Raw genomic sequence first — 19,416 nt, 5'->3', positions numbered from 1 at the left:
TATCACGGCGGGCCACCGCGATCAAGATCGGTCTTCGGATAGAGTCGTGTTCTCATGAATCCCTCAGCAGAGACCGGCTCCCCGGCCACCGGTGGCGGAACGAACGGCGGCGCTGGCAGCAGCGCCGGCGGCGGCGGAAACGGTCGCAGCGGACGCGCGCCCTATGACCTCCCGGCCGTGCTCGACATCGCCGTCGCCGCGTTCAACGACTATGGCTATGACGCCACCTCGATGGGGCTGCTGGCCGAACGTCTCGGCACGAGCAAGTCAGCGGTTTACTACCACGTGAGCAGCAAAGAGGATCTGCTGCGCATGGCTCTCGAGCGCGCGCTGGGCGAGCTTGAAGGCATCCTGACCCAGCCCGGCGCGACCGAGGGGGCCGCCGATGAGCGCCTGCGCTATGTATTGCGTGGTGCGGTCAAGGTGCTCGTCGAGGAGCTTCCGTACGTCACACTGCTGCTGCGCCTGCGCGGCAACACCGAGCTGGAGCGCGATGCGCTCGCCCGCCGCCGCGAGTTCGACAACGCGGTCTCAACCCTGGTCGAGGAGGCCCGCGATGCGGGAACTTTGCGTGCGGATGTCGACGCCCGCACGACGACGCGGCTGCTGTTCGGCATGATCAACTCGATCGTCGAGTGGTACAAGCCGGGCGGATCCCTGACCCAGGACCAGCTGGCGGATGACGTGATCACGGTCGCCTTCGATGGCCTTCGGGTGCACGACGGCCGCTGAGCCGACTAAACACCCCTCGTTGATCGAGGAGCAGCCGACAGAGTCGGCCGCGTCTCGAGATCTCGCGAGCCGATCTCTGAGCCTGGGTCGCGTCTGAGGATCGGCCCACGAGGTCTCGACAAGCTCGACCAACGGCATCCGCATCTCCAATCAAGCCCAACGCAACGGAGGAGATTCGGCGACATACCGCGCAAGCCTGGCGGCCCGAGGCGGCGAGTTGCAGAATCTCCTCCCTTAAGTGCGGTGTCCACGAAACCGGCCGAACTGCACCGATATTCATTGCCGGTGGATCGGCATACTTTTGTTGGAGGAGTACGTCCGACCGGCAAGGGAGAGAGTCATGACTACGCTGCCCGATCGACCGAACACCGCGCTCATCGTGATCGACGCTCAGAAAGGTGTCGTGGATGGGGCCTATCAGCGGGATGCAGTCATCTCGAACATCAACACGCTGGTTGACAAGGCGCGCGCCGAGGGCGTGACCATCGTCTGGGTGCAGCACTCTTCCGAGGAAATGGCCCGGGGAAGCGCGACGTGGGGGTTCGTGAGCGAGCTGTCCCGCCGGGAGTCGGAGCCCCTCATCCACAAGCTGTACGGCGACTCTTTTGAGGGCACTGACCTTGCTGAGGTGCTGGCCGACGCCGGCGTCGGACGCCTGATCGTGACCGGTGCTGAAACGGATGCCTGTATCCGCTCCACGATCCACGGCGCCTTCACTCGCGGCTTCGATGTCACCCTCGTTGGCGACGCGCACACGACAAACGACCTCACCGCGTGGGGCGCTCCGCCACCCGAGGTGACCATCGCCCACATCAACCTCTATTGGCAATATCAGGATGCGCCAGGTCGGGTCGCCGGCGTTTCAGCGACGGAAGATGTGAGCTTCAACGGCTGATCAATGGGGCAGCCTGACCACCCGCATGCCGACCGAACTACGCGGAAGAATTCAACCCAGCCAGCCGGAGCACGGCTGACAACCCTTCGGGTGTTCCCGGCCAATGCCGCTCCACCGCGTCGCTGCCCGCCCGACGCGTCGCGAATCGCAGAGCGATCGCGACGACGATGGCGTCGTCGGCATAGCCGAGAACGGGGATGAAATCCGGAATCAAGTCGATCGGTGACAGGAGGTAGAGCAGAAGAACCGCGAGCCAGATTCGAACACCACCCGACACCGTTCGATCTGAGGCAAGGCGTTTGAGCAGCCGCGCTACGTCGGGCGCGAGTCGAACGAGGTCGCGAAGCGAAGCACCGCCCGGATGCCGGCGCTGCTCAATCCAGAGAACCAGAACGAGAGCCAGCCAGAGGATCAGCAACCCGCCGAGCACGCTCAGCGCGACCTCCCACCAGGTCGTCATGAGCCGCTCCCGCGCGGGCGGAAGAGCATCGCTGCACGATCGGTTGACGCCATCTCCCCATTCTCGCTCGACCACCGGCATCCGCTCCTGATCGAGCGCAACGTAAGGGAGGAGATTCTGCGACACACCGCACGAACCCGGCGCCCCCAGGCGGCGAGTCGCAGAATCTCCTCATTTACGTGCGGCGTCCACGCTCTGGATCCGGACGGGTGACCCGACAACCAGATGAGGCTAGGGTTGATACAAGCTTGCTACAAAGGGGATGTCGCGCAATGGCTTTTACATGGGGATTTCTCGCGGTCGCCGCGGTCGGGCTGATTCTCGGCCTGATCTATCGTTCGGCTCGGAATCGGCGCGAGTACCTCGTGTTGGCCTTCACCGAACGCATTGGCCTCCCTGTCACGCCCGAAATAGTTGATCGCGTCGATCGTCGCATCCGCGATGGCTACATCGGTTTCTCGCTAGGCGCCCTCGTCGCGCTCGTGACGTTCGGCGTGGTGGTCCTCGTCGCGCCTCAACTTGTTCCCACCGGTCTCGCCGGATTCGCCGTGAGCGGAGTCCTCATGGCAGCACCGGCCACCGGCGGCGCGGTGTCGACCCTCCGCCAGTTTCCACTTCGAGGCGGCTCTGGCACCTCACGAGTCGCGCGCCTCGAAGCGCCAACCCTGACCGACTATGTGAATCCGGGATGGGTCTGGGCCGCCACAGGAGGAACGGCCTTCGGGGCGTCCCTCACGATTGGGCTGGTCACCGGCGCCCTCCCGACGAATCCGGGAAATGCCGGCCTTCCTCTCGGCGGAGTGGTGGCGTTGTCGGTGCTCTCGATCGTTGGCCTGATCGGCGTGGCTGTGCTGAGCCGACAGCTTCTGACCATCTCGCAGCCGGCGGCGACCGAACTCGAGCTGCAGTGGGACGACGCCTTGCGCGCCTCCGCCCTGCGCGACATCTGGATCGCATCCATCGGCCTCGCGACAGCGACGATTGTCTCGGCCTGTTCCTGGGTGTTGGACATGAGCTCCCCGTCGTACTACGCGATCATGCTGCTCGGAACCGCACCGATGATCTTGCTCTCACTCCCCGTGAGCAACCGCTCGAGCCACCGCCTCTGGCAGCATTCCCTCGCGACGAGCTGACTGATGCTGATCACCATCGACCCGACCTCATCCACGCCACCGTACGAGCAGGTCAGGATGCAGATCGCCGCCCTCGTGCGTGCGGGCGAGCTTGCGGCGGGCGCCCGCCTCCCGACCGTGCGTCGGCTGGCCGGAGACCTCGAACTGGCTCCAAACACGGTCGCCCGCACTTACCGTGAGCTCGAGAACGATGGGATCATCGAAACTCGCGGGCGCGCAGGATCGTTTGTTTCCCACCCCGGCGACGCGAACGAGCGCTTGGGCCAGGCCGCGGCGGATGCCTACGTCGAGCGGATTCGACAGCTCGGCCTCGGTGCGGACGACGCGATCAGCTACGTGCAGAGAGCGATCGGTGACGCTCGCTGAGCCCGGCCTCGCGTGGCCTACTGCCCCGCCTGTCCCGCCGAAAATCGCATCCCGAGCACGCGCCGCACGGCGATTGCACCGCCATGGTCATCCTCGATGAAACTCATGCCGATCTTCTCGGCAATGCGAACTGAGGCGGCATTGTCGGGGTGGATGATCGCGACAAGGTGGGCCGCTCCCAGAACGTCGCGCGCAAAGTCGCGGCACGCGGTTGCCGCCTCGGTCGCATAGCCGCGTTTCTGAAGGTCGGCGCGCACGTGGTAGCCGACCTCCAGCTCGCGCCGACCGTTGACCTGCTGCCAGGTCAGGCCGCAGTCCCCCACAAACTCGCCGTCGCGCGTCTCGATGATCCAGAGTCCGAACCCGTGCTCGGCGTAGTTCCGCTGGTTCCACTCGATCCAAGCCCGCGCTTCGTCCCGGGTCTTCGGGGCCGGGTAGTAGGTCATCACATCGGGGTCTCCGAGCAGAGCCGCCATGTTCTCGAGGTCGCCGAGGGTCATCGGCCGAAAGTGCAGGCGCTCGGTGTCGCTGGGTGCACTCCCCGCTGCGGATGCGACATGGTTCCCGTGAACCGACAGCTCGAGATTAATGAACGCGGCGATCATTGCCCGATAGGTGTGCTCGACCACGTCCGGCGATGCAGCGGCTTCGTTGGCAAGTGCCCGCACCTTGTCGATGACCTTCTCCACGCGATCCGGCGCCCTGACGGCATCCTGATCGGGCTTCAACGCACCAGCCTCGACCACCCAGCGCTGGCGCTGCGCGATCAGCTGGACGATCTGCCGATCCAACGCGTCAATTTCCGCGCGAACACCCTCGATATCTAGCCCTGTCATCTGACCGATCCTATTGAGAAATCAGTGCGACCGGCAGCCGACTGAGTCCAACTAAGTTGCGCCGCTGACTAGTCTGCGTCACAATCTAGTCATGGACAGAGAGAACTGGCCCTCCGGGTGGCTGCGCGGCGTGATCGAGCTCGCGGTGCTGGCCATCGCCTCCGAAGGAGAAACGTACGGCTACGTTCTCGGTGTTCGACTGGCCGAGGCCGGCCTCGGCACAGTCAAAGGCGGCACGCTCTATCCAATTCTCAACCGTCTTGAAGAGGGCGGCGCCCTCGCTGCGGAGTGGCGCCCCGGAGACGGCGGCCCCGGCCGAAAGTACTACGTCATCACCGAGGCGGGGCAGCAACGCCTTACCTCCGAGCGCCAACACTGGCTCACGTTTAGTGGCCGAGCCACGTCAATCATCACGGGGGAAGCGAAATCCAAATGACGCGCGAAACGATAGAAAAGTACACCTCAGAGCTCGTCATGGAGCTGCGAGAGCATGAGGTCGGCGGCAAAATCATCGGTGACGCGGTCGCTCAGGTTGAAAGCCATAGTGCCGAAAGCGGAGCAGAGCCGTCGGCCGAGTTCGGCACTCCACAAGAGTTTGCTGGTGAACTCGCACGAGGACGCACGAAGAAAATCGGATGGCCGCTCTACGTCGCCAGCGCGATCCTCACGCTCGGCGGAGGCGTGCTGTTGCTACGCGGAATCTTCGGAGTGATCCAGGACCGAGAAATCCTTTGGGGAATTCCGCCGCTGGTTGGGATCATCGTCGGCACCCTCGCCATTCTCGCTTGGATCCTCGTGATGATCGTTGCAGCCGATCCGATCCGGGATCCCCGACGCCGCTCCTAGCCCAGCCCACCGGTCTCGACAGGCTCGACCGCCGGACAAGAGATGGCCCTTTCCGCTCATGAACTTCAGGCTCATATGACTCTGAAGTTCATTGGCGAAAAACGAGTGCCCTGCTCTCGGCGACACGGACGAGAGATTCGCGATCGCGAGGCGCGCTACTCCTTCGCGACCAGCGTCAGCACGTCATAGGTCGCGACGACCTCGTCGTTCTGGTTCAGCAGCACCGCATCCCAGCGCACCTCGCCGTACTCGTCGGTCTCCCGCGGCGTGATCTGCTTCGCCGTCAGCGTGACGCGCACAGAGTCGCCCGGCGACACCGGCGTGACGAAGCGCAGGTTCTCGAGGCCGTAGTTGGCGAGCACCGGACCCGGCGCCGGATCGACGAACAGACCCGCCGCGAACGAGAGCAGCAGGTATCCGTGCGCCACCCGCCCCGGGAAGAACGGGTTCGCCGCGGCGGCCTCCTCGTCGGTGTGCGCATAGAACGTGTCGCCGGTGAAATCAGCGAAGTGACCGATGTCGTCGAGCGTGATCTCACGGGGCTCGGAGGCGACGGCATCACCGATATGCAAACGTGCGAGCGGCTTGCGGAACGGGTGCTCGTCACCGACCGCGCTCGGGGCGCCCGCGCGCCACTGGCCGGTCAGCGCGGTGAGCACGGCCGGGGATCCCTGCACGGCCGTGCGCTGCATGTAGTGAAGCACCGAACGGATGCCGCCCAGCTCCTCGCCACCACCGGCCCGACCCGGCCCGCCGTGCACCAGGTGCGGAACCGGGGAGCCGTGCCCCGTGCTGGTGCGCGCCACGCTTCCGTCGAGCACGAGGACCCGCCCGTGGAACGGGGCGATTCCGCCGAACAGCGGCGCGACAGCGGCCGGGTCGGCGCTGGCAATCGTGGCGACGAGGGAGCCGCCGCCGCGGTTCGCAAGCCGCACGGCATCCGCCACGTCGTCGTAGCCGATCATTGAGGCGACTGGGCCGAAGGCCTCGATCTCGTGCACGGCGACGGCATCGGAGTCGTCGAAACGCAGCAAGACCGGCGAGACAAACGCGCCCGACGGAGCCGCGCCGACCGTGCCGTCGACATGGGTCACGAGCGGCGCTTCCAGGGTGCCCCAGGCGATCTGCCCACCACCCGCGAGCAACGCGTTGATGCTCTTCTGCACTTCGTCGCGCTGTTCCAGGCTCGCGAGCGGCCCCATCGTGACGCCCTCGGCGCGCGGGTCGCCGAGCACCACGCGCTTCTCCAAACGCGCGCCGACCGCCTCAGCGACGGCGTCCATCCGCTCGCGCGGCACGATCAGGCGGCGGATGCTCGTGCACTTCTGGCCGGCCTTCGCCGTCATCTCGGTGACGACGGATGCGACATAGGCGTCGAACTCGGGCATGCCGGGCGCGGCATCCGGGCCGAGGATTGCAGCGTTGAGCGAGTCGGTCTCACAGGTGAGGTCGACGCCGACTTCGAGCACATTGGGGTGCGCCGAGAATGAACGCGCGGTGGACGCCGAACCGGTGAACCCGACCTTGTCGCGCACATCCAAGTGGTCGAGAAAGCCGCGCACCGAGCCACTGACCAACTGCAGCGAGCCCTCGGGCAGCAGCCCGGAGTCGAGCATCGCGCGCACGCAGGCCTCGGTCACGAAGGCGGTCGGGGTGGCCGGCTTGACGATGCTCGGCACGCCGGCGAGGAAGGCCGGTGCGAATTTCTCGAGCATCCCCCAGACCGGAAAGTTGAAGGCGTTCACCTGGAATGCGACACCGGGGACCCGCGTGTAGACGTGCTGGCCGCCGAACGAGCCGTCGCGGGCCAGATTCTCGGGGACGCCGTCGACATACACCGTGCTGTTCGGCAGTTCGCGGCGCCCTTTCGAGCCGTAAGTGAAGAGCACGCCGATGCCGCCGTCGATGTCGATCATCGAGTCGCGACGGGTCGCGCCGGTCTTGTCGCTCAACTCGTAGAGGCCGTCTTTGACCGAGTTGAGGTAGCCGGCGAGGGCCTTGAGCACGAGGGCGCGCTGGTGGAAGGTGAGCTCACCGAGGCTCTTCTGGCCGACCGAGCGGGCGTAGTCGACGGCCGCGCCGAGGTCGAGCCCGTCGGAACTGACGAGCGCCACGACCTCACCGGTCGACGCGTCGCGCACCGGCACGGGGGTTCCGGCTCCCGGCGCGGGCGCCCACCAGGCGCCCTGCACGAAGCTCGGCACCACGCGCGCCGCGGCGGTGGCGTCGGGCAGTGATTCAGCGGAGGTGCCGGTGGTGGTCTCGGTCTGCGTGGTCATTGTGAATCCTTTTCGAGAGACGAGCTAAAAACGAGGAGCTACGAGGAGCGAGGAGGGGATGTGAAGCAGGCGGGCCGCTCACTCCGACCAGGTGAAGAAGCCCTGACCGGTCTTGCGTCCGAGCTGGCCGGCGGCGACCTTCTCCCTCAACAGGGCGGGCGGGGCGAAGCGCTCGCCGAGCGTGCTGTGCAAGTAGTCGGCGATGCCGAGCCGCACATCGAGGCCGACCAGGTCGGTGAGGTGCAGTGGGCCGACCGGAAACTTGTAGCCGAGCACCATCGCGGTATCGATGTCCTCGGCCGACGCGACACCGTCTTCGAGCATCCTGATCGCTTCGAGCGCGATCACAACGCCGAGCCGTGAACTGGCGAAGCCCGGGGAGTCTTTCACCACGATCGGGGTCTTACCGATGGCCTGCACCCAGCCGCACGCGGCATCCGTCAGCCCGGCGGATGTCGCCGAACCGGTCACAATTTCGACGAGCGTTGAGCTCGGCACCGGGTTGAAGAAGTGCAGTCCGCAGAAGCGTTCGGGACGCTTCAGGGTGGCGGCCAGCAGGTCGATCGAGAGTGACGAGGTGTTCGAGGCCAGCCACGCGTCGTCACCGAGAACGGCTTCGATCTTCGTGAGCATCGCGACCTTGAGCTCGAGGTCTTCGGGCACGGCTTCGATCACCAGGCCGGATGTGCCGAGCGCGCCGGCGTCGGTCGTCACGTCGATGCGGGCCAGCAAGGCGCTCTCGTCTTCGGCGGTCGTGCCACGCTCGACGCTGCGGCGGGCTGCCGTCACCAGCGCGGCCTGCGCGCGCTCGGCGGCCTCGGCATCACGCTCGAGGATGAGCACGTGCGCGCCGGTGAGCAGGAATGCATGGGCGATTCCGACGCCCATCCGACCGCCGCCGACGACGCCGACCCGCTCCGGGACGGCCGGGACGCCGGACACGGGCGCACCGCGGTCCCGCGCGCCGAGGTCCAGCGCGCCAGGGTTCAGCGAATCAGGCGCAACAGCCTCGCTCATCGTTTCTTCCTCTCCAGAAAGGCGGTCATCCGGGCAAACTTCTGTTCGGATTCGAACAGCACGGCCTGCGCCTCATTGTCGGCAACGGGGTGCGCCTCGCGCGGTGCGTGGATCAACTGTTTCGTGTACTGCAGAGCCGTCGGGTCCTGAGCTGTGATTCGGTCGGCGAGCGCATGGGCCGCGGCGGTCAGCTCGTCAGCGGAGTGCACCTCGGTCACCAGACGCACCGCGAGTGCTTCCTCGGCGTTCAGAACGCGTCCGGCCAACAGGATCTCCTTGGCCAACGGCTCCCCGACCAACTCGACGAGGCGCCAGGTCGCGCCGGCCGCCGCGACGATGCCGAGGCCCGCTTCGGGGTTGCCGATCTTGGCGGTCGTGCTGGCAATGCGAAAGTCGGCGGCGTAGGCGAGTTCGGCTCCTCCGCCGAGCGCCCAGCCGTCGATCGCGGCGATCACGGGCAGTGGCAGCCCGGCGATGCGCACGAAGAGGGCGGAGTTGATTCCGGCGAGCGCGTCGTCCCGTCGGCGGTCGCGCAGTTCGGCGATGTCGGCGCCCGAGGCGAAGACTCCGTTCGAGCCCGACAGGATCAGCACCCGGGGAACGTGCTCGAGCGAGGCACAGACCGCGTGCAGCTCATCGACCATCTGCTGGTTGATCGAGTTGCGCGACTCCGTCCGGTTCAGCCGGATGTGCAGCCGGTCGGGGGCATCCGTCTCGACGAGCAGGGTTGTGTAATTCGCCATCAGACTCCCTCGATGGCGAGGGCCGCGCCCTGGCCAACACCGACGCACATGCTCGCAAGACCGTGACTGGCGCCTTCGCGCTGCATGCGGCCGAGCAGGGTGACGAGAATACGGGTTCCCGAGGCGCCGAGCGGATGCCCGAGGGCGATCGCTCCGCCGTCGGCGTTGACGATTTCATCGCGCAGGTTGAGCCGGCGCATCACGCCGAGCGCCTGGGTGGCGAAGGCTTCGTTGAGTTCGATGGCGTCGAACTGGTCGAGGCTGAAGCCGGTGCGCGTCATGAGTTTCTGGATGGCGGGAACCGGCCCGAGCCCCATCACCTCGGGCGAAATGCCGGCGGATGCCCCGCCGATCACGCGCGCCCGCGGGGTCAGGCCGAAGCGCGCAATCGCTTCTTCACTGGCGACGAGGATGGCGGCGGCGCCGTCGTTCAGCGACGACGCGTTGCCGGCGGTGACGAGCGTTCCGCCCTTCACGACCGGGCGCAGCCCGGCCAGAATCTCCAAGGTCGTGGTGGCGCGCGGGCCCTCGTCGGCGGTGAAACCACCTGTCGGGGTCTCGACGGCGACGATCTCCTCGTCGAAGTGGCCCGCAGCCGCGGCGGCGATCGCCCTCTGGTGGGAGCGCAACGCGAACGCGTCAGCATCCGCTCGACTGATGCTTTCCTGCACGCCGACTTCTTCAGCGGTTTCGGACATGCTGAACGTGTATTTGTCGTGCGCCGCGAGTTTCGGGTTGACGAAGCGCCAGCCGATCGAGGTGTCGACGATCTCGCCCGGCTTGCCGAACGCCTTCTCGGGTTTGGCCAGTACCCAGGGCGCGCGGGTCATCGATTCGACGCCGCCGGCGATGACCAGGTCGGCCTCTCCCGACTTGACCATGCTCGCGGCCAGGTGCACCGCGGAGAGACCGGATGCGCAGAGACGGTTGACGGTGATTCCGGGAATCGTCACCGGGAGCCCCGCCAGCAAGCCGGCCATGCGGGCCACGTTGCGGTTGTCTTCGCCGGCCTGATTGGCGTCACCGAAAATGACATCGTCGATGGCCGACGGGTCGACCCCGGTGCGCGCCACAAGTTCACGGATGACCAGCGCGGCCAAGTCATCGGGGCGCACGCGTGCGAGCGCTCCCCCGTATCGACCGATCGGGGTTCGGACGCCGCCCACTACAAATGCTTCCGCCATGGCTCCATTACCTTGTTGGGAACTGTCGTGTTGGGATTCTCGCACCCGCTCACTTACTGACCGTTCGTTCTGTAAAGAGTGTCACGCGTGCGCCGCCCCGTCAACCGGGCCTCCGTTGTCGGTGATTGAGCCTGTCGAAATCACGCGCGCCTGACCATAAACGCAACCACGTTCCCGACATCGGCTCACCTGGTCACTTCGACAAGCTCAGTACACCGCTCGACAAGCTCGACCAACGGAATTTCGGCACAAGCTGCAACGAAACAGCACAAGAATTCTCTTCCCGCTACCCCAAAAAGGCGTAGCGTCACGTCATGGACACAATCGTTGAAACCCGCGGATTGACGAAGCGATTCGGCCGGGTGGTTGCACTCGACGGCCTGGATCTCACTGTCTCGGCGGGTGACGTGCATGGTTTTCTCGGCCCGAACGGGGCCGGAAAGTCGACAACCATCCGAGTGCTCCTCGGTCTGGCCCGCGCGACCAGCGGCGAGGCCACCGTCTTCGGACAGAACCCGTGGGACGACGCCGTCGAGTTGCACCGGCGCATCGCCTACGTGCCCGGCGACGTCAACCTCTGGCCGAACCTCACCGGCGGCGAGGCCATCGACCTGATCAGCCGGCTGCGCGGCGGCACCGTTGACAAGGCGGCCTACGCCAAGCGTCGGGCCCAACTCGTCGAGGTCTTCCAGTTCGACCCGTCGAAGAAGGGCCGCACCTATTCGAAGGGCAACCGGCAGAAGGTCGCCCTGATCGCCGCCCTCGCCACCCCCGCTGAGCTGTACATCCTCGACGAGCCGACGAGCGGCCTCGATCCGATCATGGAGACCGTGTTCAACCAGGAAATCCGCACCGTGTCAGCGGCGGGGGCGACGGTGCTGCTGTCGAGCCACATCCTCTCCGAGGTCGAGCAGCTCTGCAATCGGGTCAGCATCATCCGGGCCGGTCAGTGTGTCGAATCGGGAACACTCACCGAGCTGCGACGCCTGACCCGCACCGAGGTCTCCTTCTTCAGCGAAGGAATGAACCTCGCGCAGGTGACCGCCCTGCCGGGTGTCGCCGACGTTCAGACCGTGGGCGGGCGCATCCATCTCACCGTTGAGGGCGAGAAGCTGGCGAGCTTGCTGCCATCGCTGTCCGCACTCAACGTTCAGGGGCTGACGATCGCTCCGCCGTCTCTCGAGGAGCTGTTCCTGCGTCACTACGGCGATGAGCTCGCCGCTGCCGAAGCCGCGGAGGGGGCGACGGCCCGATGAACACGGGCACGTTTCACACACTGAGAGTGCTGCTTCTGCAACGGATCCGCCGCGATCGCATCCAGCTGATCATTTGGATTCTCGGCATCGGTCTGCTCGGCCTCTTCTCGGCTAACTCGGTCGAACAGACCTATGGAGACGAAACCGGACGCCTCGGAATCATCCGTCTCGCGGTCGCCAACCCGGCCATTCTGATGCTGCGCGGGCTCCCCCAGGGCACCGGCCTCGACGCGTTCGTGTTCTTCGAGATCTTCACTTTTCTGGCGCTGCTCGCCGGCTTCATGAGCACCTTCCTCGCCGTGCGCCACACGCGCGCCGAAGAGGAGACGGGCCGGGCCGAGCTGATCGCGTCGACACCGGCCGCGCGCACCCTGCCGACCGTGGCGACACTCATCCACGGAGTGCTGGCGAACCTCGTTCTCGGTCTCGTGATCGCCCTCGGCTTCATCGCCGGCGGTTTGGATGCCGCCGGCTCGCTGGTCACCGGGGCCGCCGTCGCCGCAGCCGGAATCTCGTTTCTCGGAGTCGGCCTGCTCGCCGCGCAGTTCATGATCACCTCTCGCGGAGCCAACGCGGTCGCGGCCGGGCTTGTCGGCGCGGCCTACATCGTGCGGGGACTCGGCGACGCGCTGGGCACCGCGTCGGCCGACGGCCTCACTGTCACGGCGGCTTGGCCGAGTTGGATCTCCCCGATCGGCTGGGGCGAGCACACCGGTGCGTACACGCAGAACGATCTGACCCCGTTGCTGCTGAATCTGGGCTTGGCCGCCATCTGCGTCGCCGCGGTCTTCCTCCTGCAGGCGAGTCGCGACAGTGGGGCGAGCCTGCTTCCGGGGCGGGCCGGACGGGTCACGGCTCGGCCCGCGCTCTCGACGTCTCTCGGGCTGGCCTGGCGGCTGCAGTGGCCGACGCTCGTCGGCTGGTGCGTGGGCGGTGCGATCTTTGGACTGCTCGCCGGCATCCTGACCAAACTCATCGAGCAGGCGGCGGCGAACGACACGACACTGCAGCAGATCCTGCAAAAGCTCGTGCCCGGTGGGCAGGAGTCGTCGGCCCAGATCCTGATCACGACCATGTTCAGTCTGGCTGGAATCCTCGCAGCCGCCTGCGCCACCCAGGTGGTGATTCGGATGCGCCAAGAAGAGGCCCTGGGCACCGCCGAGCTGGTGCTGTCGTCACCGGTGTCTCGGGTGCGTTGGCTGGTCGACTACCTCGTGCTCGGCACTGTCTCGATCGTGTTGGTGCTTCTCGTGAGTGCCATGGTCGGGGCGCTCGGAATCGCTGCGAGCGACAACAGCGGGGCCACCGCCGGCGACATGTTCGCGGCCGCCGCGGCACAGTTGCCTGCCGCCCTGATCTATCTCGGCGTGCTCGCCCTGGTCTTCGTGCTGCTTCCCGGCATCACGATCGCGCTCGGCTGGACGCTCGTCGGCATCGGCGTCATGTTCGGCGTCTTCGGCGGACTGATCGGCCTGCCGGACTGGATGCGCAACATCTCGCCGTTCACCCACACGCCGGTACCGACGCAGGGCGCCATCGATTGGAGCGGCGGCATCACGATGCTGGTCATCTCGATCGCCGCCGCGCTGGTCGCGGTGTTCTTGATGCGGCGGCGGGAGTTGCAGACGAACTAGGTCCTCGGTGGTCGAGCTTGTCGAGACCCCCGCCGCCCGATCCTCGAACGCAACCACGCACTGAGATTGGACAACCAGATCTCGACAGGCTCGATCACCGGGTCGCTCGATCACCGGGCCGCTCGATCACCGGGTCGCTCGATCACCGGGATTCCGAGAGATCAGTCCGAACGGGTGTACACCCAGGGCAACGCCCCGACCTCCAGCCGGTGACGCCCGCCCACGCTCTCGAGCGAGCCATCCTCGGCATGCGCGACATCGCCCTGCCAATACAGCACCATGCCCTGCTCATTGCTGCCGATCCGCGTTTTGAAAATCTGCGTCTCCACCGCACGCACCGCGGCGAGCGCGGCCTCGACTGAGGTGTGCTGCGCGAGGTCGTAAAGAGTGACCCAAGTTGGCGGAACCAGCATGAAGTCCCCCGCCCCATGGCGCTCCAACGCCCGGCTCGGTCGAATCCAGACGTGGTCGACGACCTCCTCCGGCGAGATCACGACATCGCCGGCCGGAGCCACCGCCCAGTAGAACCAGGTGCGAAACCGACGGGGAGCCTCGGCGGGCGGTGTCCAGCAGGCGGCGGTCACCAACGCATCGGTCGCCAATTCAAGCCCGGTTTCCTCGCGCACCTCACGCACCGCGCTGCGGCGGGCCAACGATTCCTCGGCGACATCCGCCGGGTCATCTTCGCGCCGGTCTTCATCGTCGACTCCGCCGCCCGGAAACACCCACGCGCCCGCGAACGAGCCGCGATGGTGCGGCCGTTCCAGCATCAAAACCTCGACGCCGTCAACGCCGTCACGCATCAAGACCACTGTCGCAGCGACCGGATGCTCAGCGTCGGCGGGCAGACGCGTTGCAGCTGTCACAGGGGTTGCTTCAGATTCTCGCGCCATCGTTGTGCCTCAGTCCTCGTTGTCTGTGCCCTACGCCTACGTGCTGTGCCGCTTTCCCCCACCATAACGCGGGCAGCGGCGACGGCGTTAGGCTGCTCGACATGCAGAATGACGCGGCCGAAACCTCCCTAACCCCGGGCGGCAGCACCGGAGTAATTGAACAGTCGAGCCCACTGACCCGCCGCCTGCTTGCACCGAATCCCGGCCCGATGTCGCTCGACGGCACGAACAGCTATCTCATCGCCGCACCCGGAGCGAGCTCGGTCGTCGTGGTCGACCCCGGCCCGATCGACGCGTCACATCTAAAGAAACTTGCCGCTGCCGGGCCCGTCGAGCTCGTGTTGATCACCCACCAGCATCCCGACCACACCGCGGCGAGCGTCGAGTTCGCCCAGTTGACCGGCGCACCGGTGCGTGCGTTCGACCGGGCATTCTGCGTCGACGGCGAGCCCCTCACCGATGGGGAGCTGATCGAGGCGGCGGGCACGCTCATCCGCGTGCTTGCGACGCCCGGCCACACCGCCGACTCCGTGTGCTTCCAGCTGCCCGACGACGGGCCGCGTGGCTCGGTGCTCACCGGCGACACCGTGCTCGGTCGCGGCACCACCATCATCGGGCACCCCGACGGCACGCTCGCCGAGTACCTGGCGTCGCTCGAAACGCTGCGCGCGCTTGGCCCGGCGACCGTGCTGCCGGCCCACGGCCCGACTCTGCCCGACCTCGCCGCGATCTGCGACGCCTACCTCGCGCATCGGCGGGAGCGGCTCGACCAGGTGCGGCAGGCTCTGACCGAGCTGGGTCCCGACGCCACGGTCGCGCAGGTCACCGACCTGGTCTACTCCGACACGGATGCCTCGGTGCGGTTCGCCGCCGAGGCATCCGTACGCACGCAGCTGGCGTACCTGCGCGACGAAAGCTAGTTCGCGACTCCCCCGTTCGCCATCTCGGCGCGGCATATCCCCGCTGGGGCGCGGTATACCCCTCGCCCACCGGGATTCATCGCGCCGAGACTGCGGAACGCAGCCTGTGGCGCACAGGCGCAACGGGCCCACGGATCGCCGAAACTCAACCCAACCCGGCGCTCGCGCTTCTAGGCGCTGCCCCCTCGGTAGAATTCCCCCATGACGCAGCCCCCAGCACCTCCCGCGATGTCGTTCGGCACCGCGATCAGCACGGTGTTTCGCAAGTATGCGGAGTTCGACGGCCGCGCCGGCCGGCCCGAGTTCTGGTGGTTCATTCTCTTCACGTCGCTCGTCAGCAGTGCGTTGGGCGCGTTCAACTTCGCGACACCCAACGGCGTGATCTCGATCGGCTCGAGCCTGGCGTCGGTCTGGGCGATCGCAGTCCTCCTGCCGACCCTCGCCGTCTCGGTGCGTCGACTGCGCGATATCGGTCGCCGGTGGACCGAGCTGTTCTGGATCCTCGTGCCGATCGCCGGCTTGATCGTGCTGATCATCCGCTTCTGTGAGCCGTCGAAGCCCGAGTCCGCCGCGAGCTAACGACCAGCCTCGAACCGACCTTTCGGCTTAGGCGGAAACTGCAGCAAAGCGTCCGACCGCGACAACGAGCATCACGATCAGCAGCACAACGTTGAAGGCGATACCCGAGTACTCCTTGCGGCGCAGGTGGAACACGCTGGCCAGAACCATGATGATCGCGAGGCCGACGGCTGCGATCGGAGTGAGGATGGGCAGGATGCCTGTCGCGGCGGGCAGGATCAGGCCGATTGCCCCCAGCAGTTCCGCGATGCCGATGAATCGCACGGTGGCCGGCGAGTACGAGGTCACCCACGGCAGTTTCGGCGCGAGCGTGTCGATGGGCTGGGTCGCCTTCATCGTGCCGGCCATCAGAAACATGGCGGCGAGAAGGGCTTGCAGGATCCACAGGAAAATGGTCATCAGTGACTTTCGATTGGGAGGACCCAGTGGTCCGCACGGGCTGAGCAGAGAGTCGGCATAAGTGGAAGCTATGTTCCGATTACGTCCGCTTGAGGCTAACAGGCAAAACGGAGCGCCTATTCCGGTTCTGAGTAGAATTGTTTTATGACTCCCCCGGGGCGTGATTCAGCGGATGTCGCCGAGCACGGCCTGCGTGTGGATGCCGAGCGCAATCGCAAGAAAGTGCTCGACGCCGCCCATGCGGTCTTCGCCGAGCAGGGCCTCGACGCCCCGATGGCCGAAGTCGCCCGGCGTGCCGGAGTGGGCATCGCGACGCTCTACCGCCGATTCCCGACCAGGGAAGACCTGATCGCCGACACCTTCGTCAGCCGGATGACCGCCTACGCCGATGCGGTCGACGTCGCCCTGACCGATCCTGACCCGTGGGCCGGGTTCTGCTCCTACGTCGAGAAGGTTTGCGAGATGCAGGCCGCCGACCACGGGTTCACCACCGTGCTCACCACGACGTTTCCGACGGCGACGGCACTGGAGGCCGAACGCACCCGCGCGTTCCGTGGACTCACCACGCTCATCGGCCGCGCCAAGGCATCCGGACGCCTGCGCTCCGACTTCTCCGACACCGACTTGATCGTGCTGCTGATGGCCAACGCCGGCGTGATCGGCGCCACGGGAGACGCCGCGCCCGACACCTGGCGCCGTCTCGTGGCCTACATGCTGCAGGCCTTCAGCGCCGAGAACGCGGCGCCACTGCCGGCTCCCCCGCGCGGCTCAGACCTCCTCGCGGCGATGTCCTGCGCGCCACCGGCGTGCCCGACGTCATCCGCTCCTCGTTCCCATTCGACGGACATTTAGCGCTCGCCCGCATCTCGACCCGCGCCATTCCGGGGTACGCGGCGCTGTGCCATCCACTCGCCGGAAATATCTCCGTCGAATGGACCGCACAACTACTTACCGATCGTTCAGTGTGGGCTATAGTCGTCACACACGGTTGGCGCGCGCTGCGCAGCTCGCTGTGAACTCACGACCATGCACTCATTGAGGAGTCACCATGACGGATGCCCCGGCAACAGCCACGACCGCGCCCCTGCGGTCGATGATGCAGAGCGACAAGGCGTCATTCGCCTTGGGCATGGTCGTCGAGCGCGACGAACCCGGCGTCGCCGTCGTCTCAATGCTCGTGCGTGAAGACATGACCAACGGGTTTCAGATCACTCACGGCGGGCTGGTCTTCACCCTCGCCGACACCGCGTTCGCCATCGCCTGCAACGAAGACGAGTCGGTCACCGTTGCGGCCGGGGCCGACATCACCTTTCTCAAGTCGACCCGCGCCGGCCAGACCCTCACCGCAACCGCCGTGCGCCGCACGCGCAGCGGCCGCACCGGTCTCTACGACGTGAGTGTCACCGACGAGACCGGCGACACCGTGGCCGAGTTCCGCGGTCGCAGCCTGACGACCAACCGCCCCACCTCCCCGTCAGCCTGATCTCCCCCCACCTTTTCCGCGTAATTCTTCGCCAGGAGGCACCTGTGTCAACGACGACCACCGCTCTGCACGCTCCGACCCTCGATGAGCTCGACGCGGAGGAGCGCCTGAGCCGTGCCGAGGTCGAGGCCCTGCAACTTGAGCGCCTGCAGTGGACCGTCGCGCACGCCTACGCGAATGTGCCGCTCTACACCGCAAAGTTCGATGCGGCGGGGGTGCACCCGCGGGACATCCGAACACTGGCGGATGTCGCGAAGCTGCCATTCACGACGAAGGCCGACCTGCGTGAGACGTACCCGTTCGGCATGTTCGCGGTGCCGATGGATCAGGTGGCCCGCATCCACGCCTCGTCGGGCACCACCGGGCGGCCGACCGTCGTCGGCTACACGAAACGCGATCTGGAGAACTGGGGAAACCTGGTGGCGAGGTCGCTGCGCGCCTCGGGTGTGCGGGCGGGCATGAAAGTGCACAACGCCTACGGCTACGGCCTGTTCACCGGCGGCCTCGGCGCGCATGCGGGCATCGAGGCGCTCGGCGCCACGGTCATCCCCATGTCGGGCGGGCAGACCGCACGTCAAGTGCAGCTCATCCGCGACTTCGAGCCCGACGTCATCATGTGCACTCCGAGTTACCTGCTCACGATCGCGGATGCGATGGAAGCCGCCGGCATCGACCCCCGCTCGACGAGCCTGAAGGTGGCGGTGCTCGGCGCCGAACCGTGGACCAACGAGATGCGCCACGAACTCGAACGCCGCCTCAACATCGACGCTCTCGACATCTACGGACTCAGTGAGGTGATGGGCCCGGGCGTCGGCAACGAGTGCCTCGAGACGAAAGACGGCCCGCACATCTGGGAAGACCACTTTCTGCCGGAGATCATCGATGGCGAATCCGGTGAGCGGCTCGCCGATGGGGAGATGGGCGAGCTCGTTTTCACCTCGCTGACCAAGGAGGCCTTTCCGGTCATCCGCTACCGCACCCGCGATCTCACCCGACTGCTGCCGGGCACCGCGCGACCCGGCATGCGCCGGATCGAGAAGATCACCGGGCGCAACGACGACATGATCATCCTGCGCGGGGTGAACTTGTTTCCCACTCAGATCGAGGAACTCGTGCTCGGCATCGAGACCCTGACGCCGCACTTCATCCTCGAGCTCACGCGGTCTGGCCGGATGGATGCGCTGACCGTGCGCATCGAACGGCACCCCGACCTCGACATCGAGGTCTGCCAAGCGGCGACGGTCGTGCTCGCGCAGCGGATCAAAACGCACATCGGCTCAAGCGTCGAGGTGCAGCTCGAGGAGCCGGGCACGCTGCCGCGCAGCGAGGGAAAGCTGCAGCGGGTCTACGACTTGCGCGGCTGATCGAGCCGACCGGTGATCGAGCCTGTCGACGCTTCTATGGGTCGTGTCAAGKGGCGTTCGCGTTGAGTTTCCTGAAGAGTGAGCGTGCGATGTAGCGCTTGAGGCAGCGCAGGATCTTCTCGGGGGTCTTGCCTTCTTGGGTGCGTTTGGCGACGTAGGAGATGGTTTCGGGATCGCTGTAGTAGCGGTTGAATGCGGTGGTCCGGAGAGCGCGGTTGAGCTGCCGGTCGCCACCGCGGTGGAGCCGGTGCTGGGTCGTGTTCCCTGACGAGGCCGGGATCGGKGCGATTCCGCCGAGCCGGGCGAAGGCGGCTTCTCCGCGTATGCGGCCTTTGTGGGACCAAGTAACGAGGAGTTCCGCGGCGACGAACGGGCCAACACCGGGTTCATCGAGCAG

General features: G+C 66.4%; 21 protein-coding genes and 2 pseudogenes. 13 read left to right on the top strand and 10 right to left on the bottom strand.

From position 1 onward, the window contains the following. Nucleotides 1-54 precede the first annotated feature (54 nt). Both AC1DCF_RS12880 and AC1DCF_RS12875 read left to right on the top strand, forming a co-directional pair. A complete protein-coding gene (locus tag AC1DCF_RS12880) occupies nt 55-732 on the top strand; it encodes a TetR/AcrR family transcriptional regulator (protein WP_477211351.1) in 678 nt (225 codons plus the stop codon). 340 nt (nt 733-1,072) lie between these two features. Then, on the top strand, nt 1,073-1,627 hold the full coding sequence (locus tag AC1DCF_RS12875) for an isochorismatase family protein (protein WP_477211350.1): 555 nt from the start codon (nt 1,073-1,075) through the stop codon (nt 1,625-1,627). A 165-nt stretch (nt 1,628-1,792) separates the two neighbouring features. Here the strand turns inward: AC1DCF_RS12875 and AC1DCF_RS12870 are convergent. Beyond that, nucleotides 1,793-1,877: pseudogene (locus AC1DCF_RS12870) on the bottom strand (DUF1232 domain-containing protein); the annotation flags it as partial. Nucleotides 1,878-2,359: 482 nt separating this feature from the next. On the opposite strand from AC1DCF_RS12870, the gene AC1DCF_RS12865 reads away from it, so the two are divergent. Then, a complete protein-coding gene (locus AC1DCF_RS12865) occupies nt 2,360-3,220 on the top strand; it encodes a hypothetical protein (RefSeq protein WP_477211349.1) in 861 nt (286 codons plus the stop codon). A gap of 3 nt (nt 3,221-3,223) precedes the next feature. Beyond that, nucleotides 3,224-3,586 (top strand): GntR family transcriptional regulator, encoded by a 363-nt coding sequence (locus AC1DCF_RS12860; protein ID WP_477211348.1) that lies wholly within the window; start codon nt 3,224-3,226, stop codon nt 3,584-3,586. 17 nt (nt 3,587-3,603) lie between these two features. On the opposite strand, the gene AC1DCF_RS12855 is transcribed toward AC1DCF_RS12860, so the two are convergent. Then, nucleotides 3,604-4,101 carry a GNAT family N-acetyltransferase gene (locus AC1DCF_RS12855; RefSeq protein ID WP_477211564.1) on the bottom strand — a complete coding sequence of 166 codons (498 nt, stop codon included), beginning with the start codon at nt 4,099-4,101 and terminating at the stop codon, nt 3,604-3,606. A 75-nt stretch (nt 4,102-4,176) separates the two neighbouring features. Next, nucleotides 4,177-4,422: pseudogene (locus AC1DCF_RS12850) on the bottom strand (chorismate mutase); the annotation flags it as partial. Nucleotides 4,423-4,513: 91 nt separating this feature from the next. On the opposite strand from AC1DCF_RS12850, the gene AC1DCF_RS12845 reads away from it, so the two are divergent. Continuing rightward, nucleotides 4,514-4,858, top strand: coding sequence for a PadR family transcriptional regulator (locus AC1DCF_RS12845; RefSeq protein ID WP_441790272.1), 345 nt, complete (start codon nt 4,514-4,516; stop codon nt 4,856-4,858). Continuing rightward, entirely contained in the window at nt 4,855-5,268 is a 414-nt protein-coding gene (locus tag AC1DCF_RS12840) for a hypothetical protein (protein ID WP_477211347.1), read from the top strand. The genes AC1DCF_RS12845 and AC1DCF_RS12840 overlap by 4 nt, the downstream gene beginning before the upstream one ends. A 155-nt stretch (nt 5,269-5,423) precedes the next feature. Here the strand turns inward: AC1DCF_RS12840 and paaZ are convergent, their stop codons facing one another. The 4 genes from paaZ to AC1DCF_RS12820 form a co-directional block, all read right to left on the bottom strand. Continuing rightward, nucleotides 5,424-7,547, bottom strand: coding sequence for a phenylacetic acid degradation bifunctional protein PaaZ (gene paaZ / locus AC1DCF_RS12835; protein WP_477211346.1), 2,124 nt, complete (start codon nt 7,545-7,547; stop codon nt 5,424-5,426). 78 nt (nt 7,548-7,625) lie between these two features. After that, the gene (locus AC1DCF_RS12830; RefSeq protein WP_477211563.1) at nt 7,626-8,435 is read right to left on the bottom strand and encodes a 3-hydroxyacyl-CoA dehydrogenase family protein; all 810 of its coding nucleotides are present in this window, start codon (nt 8,433-8,435) and stop codon (nt 7,626-7,628) included. A gap of 125 nt (nt 8,436-8,560) precedes the next feature. Beyond that, nucleotides 8,561-9,307 carry an enoyl-CoA hydratase/isomerase family protein gene (locus AC1DCF_RS12825; RefSeq protein WP_477211345.1) on the bottom strand — a complete coding sequence of 249 codons (747 nt, stop codon included), beginning with the start codon at nt 9,305-9,307 and terminating at the stop codon, nt 8,561-8,563. After that, the gene (locus AC1DCF_RS12820; protein ID WP_477211344.1) at nt 9,307-10,491 is read right to left on the bottom strand and encodes an acetyl-CoA C-acyltransferase; all 1,185 of its coding nucleotides are present in this window, start codon (nt 10,489-10,491) and stop codon (nt 9,307-9,309) included. Before AC1DCF_RS12820 ends, AC1DCF_RS12825 begins: the two co-directional genes overlap by 1 nt. A gap of 314 nt (nt 10,492-10,805) precedes the next feature. On the opposite strand from AC1DCF_RS12820, the gene AC1DCF_RS12815 reads away from it, so the two are divergent. After that, nucleotides 10,806-11,747: an ABC transporter ATP-binding protein gene (locus AC1DCF_RS12815; protein WP_477211343.1), complete on the top strand. Its 942-nt coding sequence runs from the start codon at nt 10,806-10,808 to the stop codon at nt 11,745-11,747. Continuing rightward, nucleotides 11,744-13,381, top strand: coding sequence for an ABC transporter permease (locus tag AC1DCF_RS12810; protein ID WP_477211342.1), 1,638 nt, complete (start codon nt 11,744-11,746; stop codon nt 13,379-13,381). Before AC1DCF_RS12815 ends, AC1DCF_RS12810 begins: the two co-directional genes overlap by 4 nt. A gap of 161 nt (nt 13,382-13,542) precedes the next feature. On the opposite strand, the gene AC1DCF_RS12805 is transcribed toward AC1DCF_RS12810, so the two are convergent. Then, a complete protein-coding gene (locus AC1DCF_RS12805) occupies nt 13,543-14,247 on the bottom strand; it encodes an NUDIX hydrolase (RefSeq protein WP_477211341.1) in 705 nt (234 codons plus the stop codon). Nucleotides 14,248-14,375: 128 nt separating this feature from the next. On the opposite strand from AC1DCF_RS12805, the gene AC1DCF_RS12800 reads away from it, so the two are divergent. Together AC1DCF_RS12800 and AC1DCF_RS12795 are read left to right on the top strand one after the other, a co-directional pair. Further along, a complete protein-coding gene (locus AC1DCF_RS12800; protein WP_477211340.1) occupies nt 14,376-15,194 on the top strand; it encodes an MBL fold metallo-hydrolase in 819 nt (272 codons plus the stop codon). Nucleotides 15,195-15,395: 201 nt separating this feature from the next. Continuing rightward, a complete protein-coding gene (locus AC1DCF_RS12795) occupies nt 15,396-15,773 on the top strand; it encodes a DUF805 domain-containing protein (protein WP_477211339.1) in 378 nt (125 codons plus the stop codon). Between the two features lie 27 nt (nt 15,774-15,800). On the opposite strand, the gene AC1DCF_RS12790 is transcribed toward AC1DCF_RS12795, so the two are convergent. Then, nucleotides 15,801-16,172, bottom strand: coding sequence for a DoxX family protein (locus AC1DCF_RS12790; RefSeq protein WP_477211338.1), 372 nt, complete (start codon nt 16,170-16,172; stop codon nt 15,801-15,803). 144 nt (nt 16,173-16,316) lie between these two features. Between AC1DCF_RS12790 and AC1DCF_RS12785 the strand changes: the two genes are divergently transcribed. The 3 genes from AC1DCF_RS12785 to paaK all read left to right on the top strand — a co-directional run bounded on the left by AC1DCF_RS12785 (nt 16,317) and on the right by paaK (nt 19,019). After that, complete coding sequence (locus tag AC1DCF_RS12785) at nt 16,317-17,024, top strand: TetR/AcrR family transcriptional regulator (protein WP_477211337.1); 708 nt, start codon at nt 16,317-16,319, stop codon at nt 17,022-17,024. 196 nt (nt 17,025-17,220) lie between these two features. Next, on the top strand, nt 17,221-17,655 hold the full coding sequence (gene paaI / locus AC1DCF_RS12780; protein WP_477211336.1) for a hydroxyphenylacetyl-CoA thioesterase PaaI: 435 nt from the start codon (nt 17,221-17,223) through the stop codon (nt 17,653-17,655). Between the two features lie 44 nt (nt 17,656-17,699). Beyond that, complete coding sequence (paaK, locus tag AC1DCF_RS12775) at nt 17,700-19,019, top strand: phenylacetate--CoA ligase PaaK (protein ID WP_477211335.1); 1,320 nt, start codon at nt 17,700-17,702, stop codon at nt 19,017-19,019. Nucleotides 19,020-19,065: 46 nt separating this feature from the next. Here the strand turns inward: paaK and AC1DCF_RS12770 are convergent. Continuing rightward, nucleotides 19,066-19,416: transposase (locus AC1DCF_RS12770; RefSeq protein ID WP_477211334.1), on the bottom strand; the 351-nt coding region annotated here is incomplete at its 5' end.

Source organism: Leifsonia sp. 10L418 (assembly GCF_056395445.1).
This window is presented reverse-complemented; position numbering and strand designations above follow the sequence as displayed.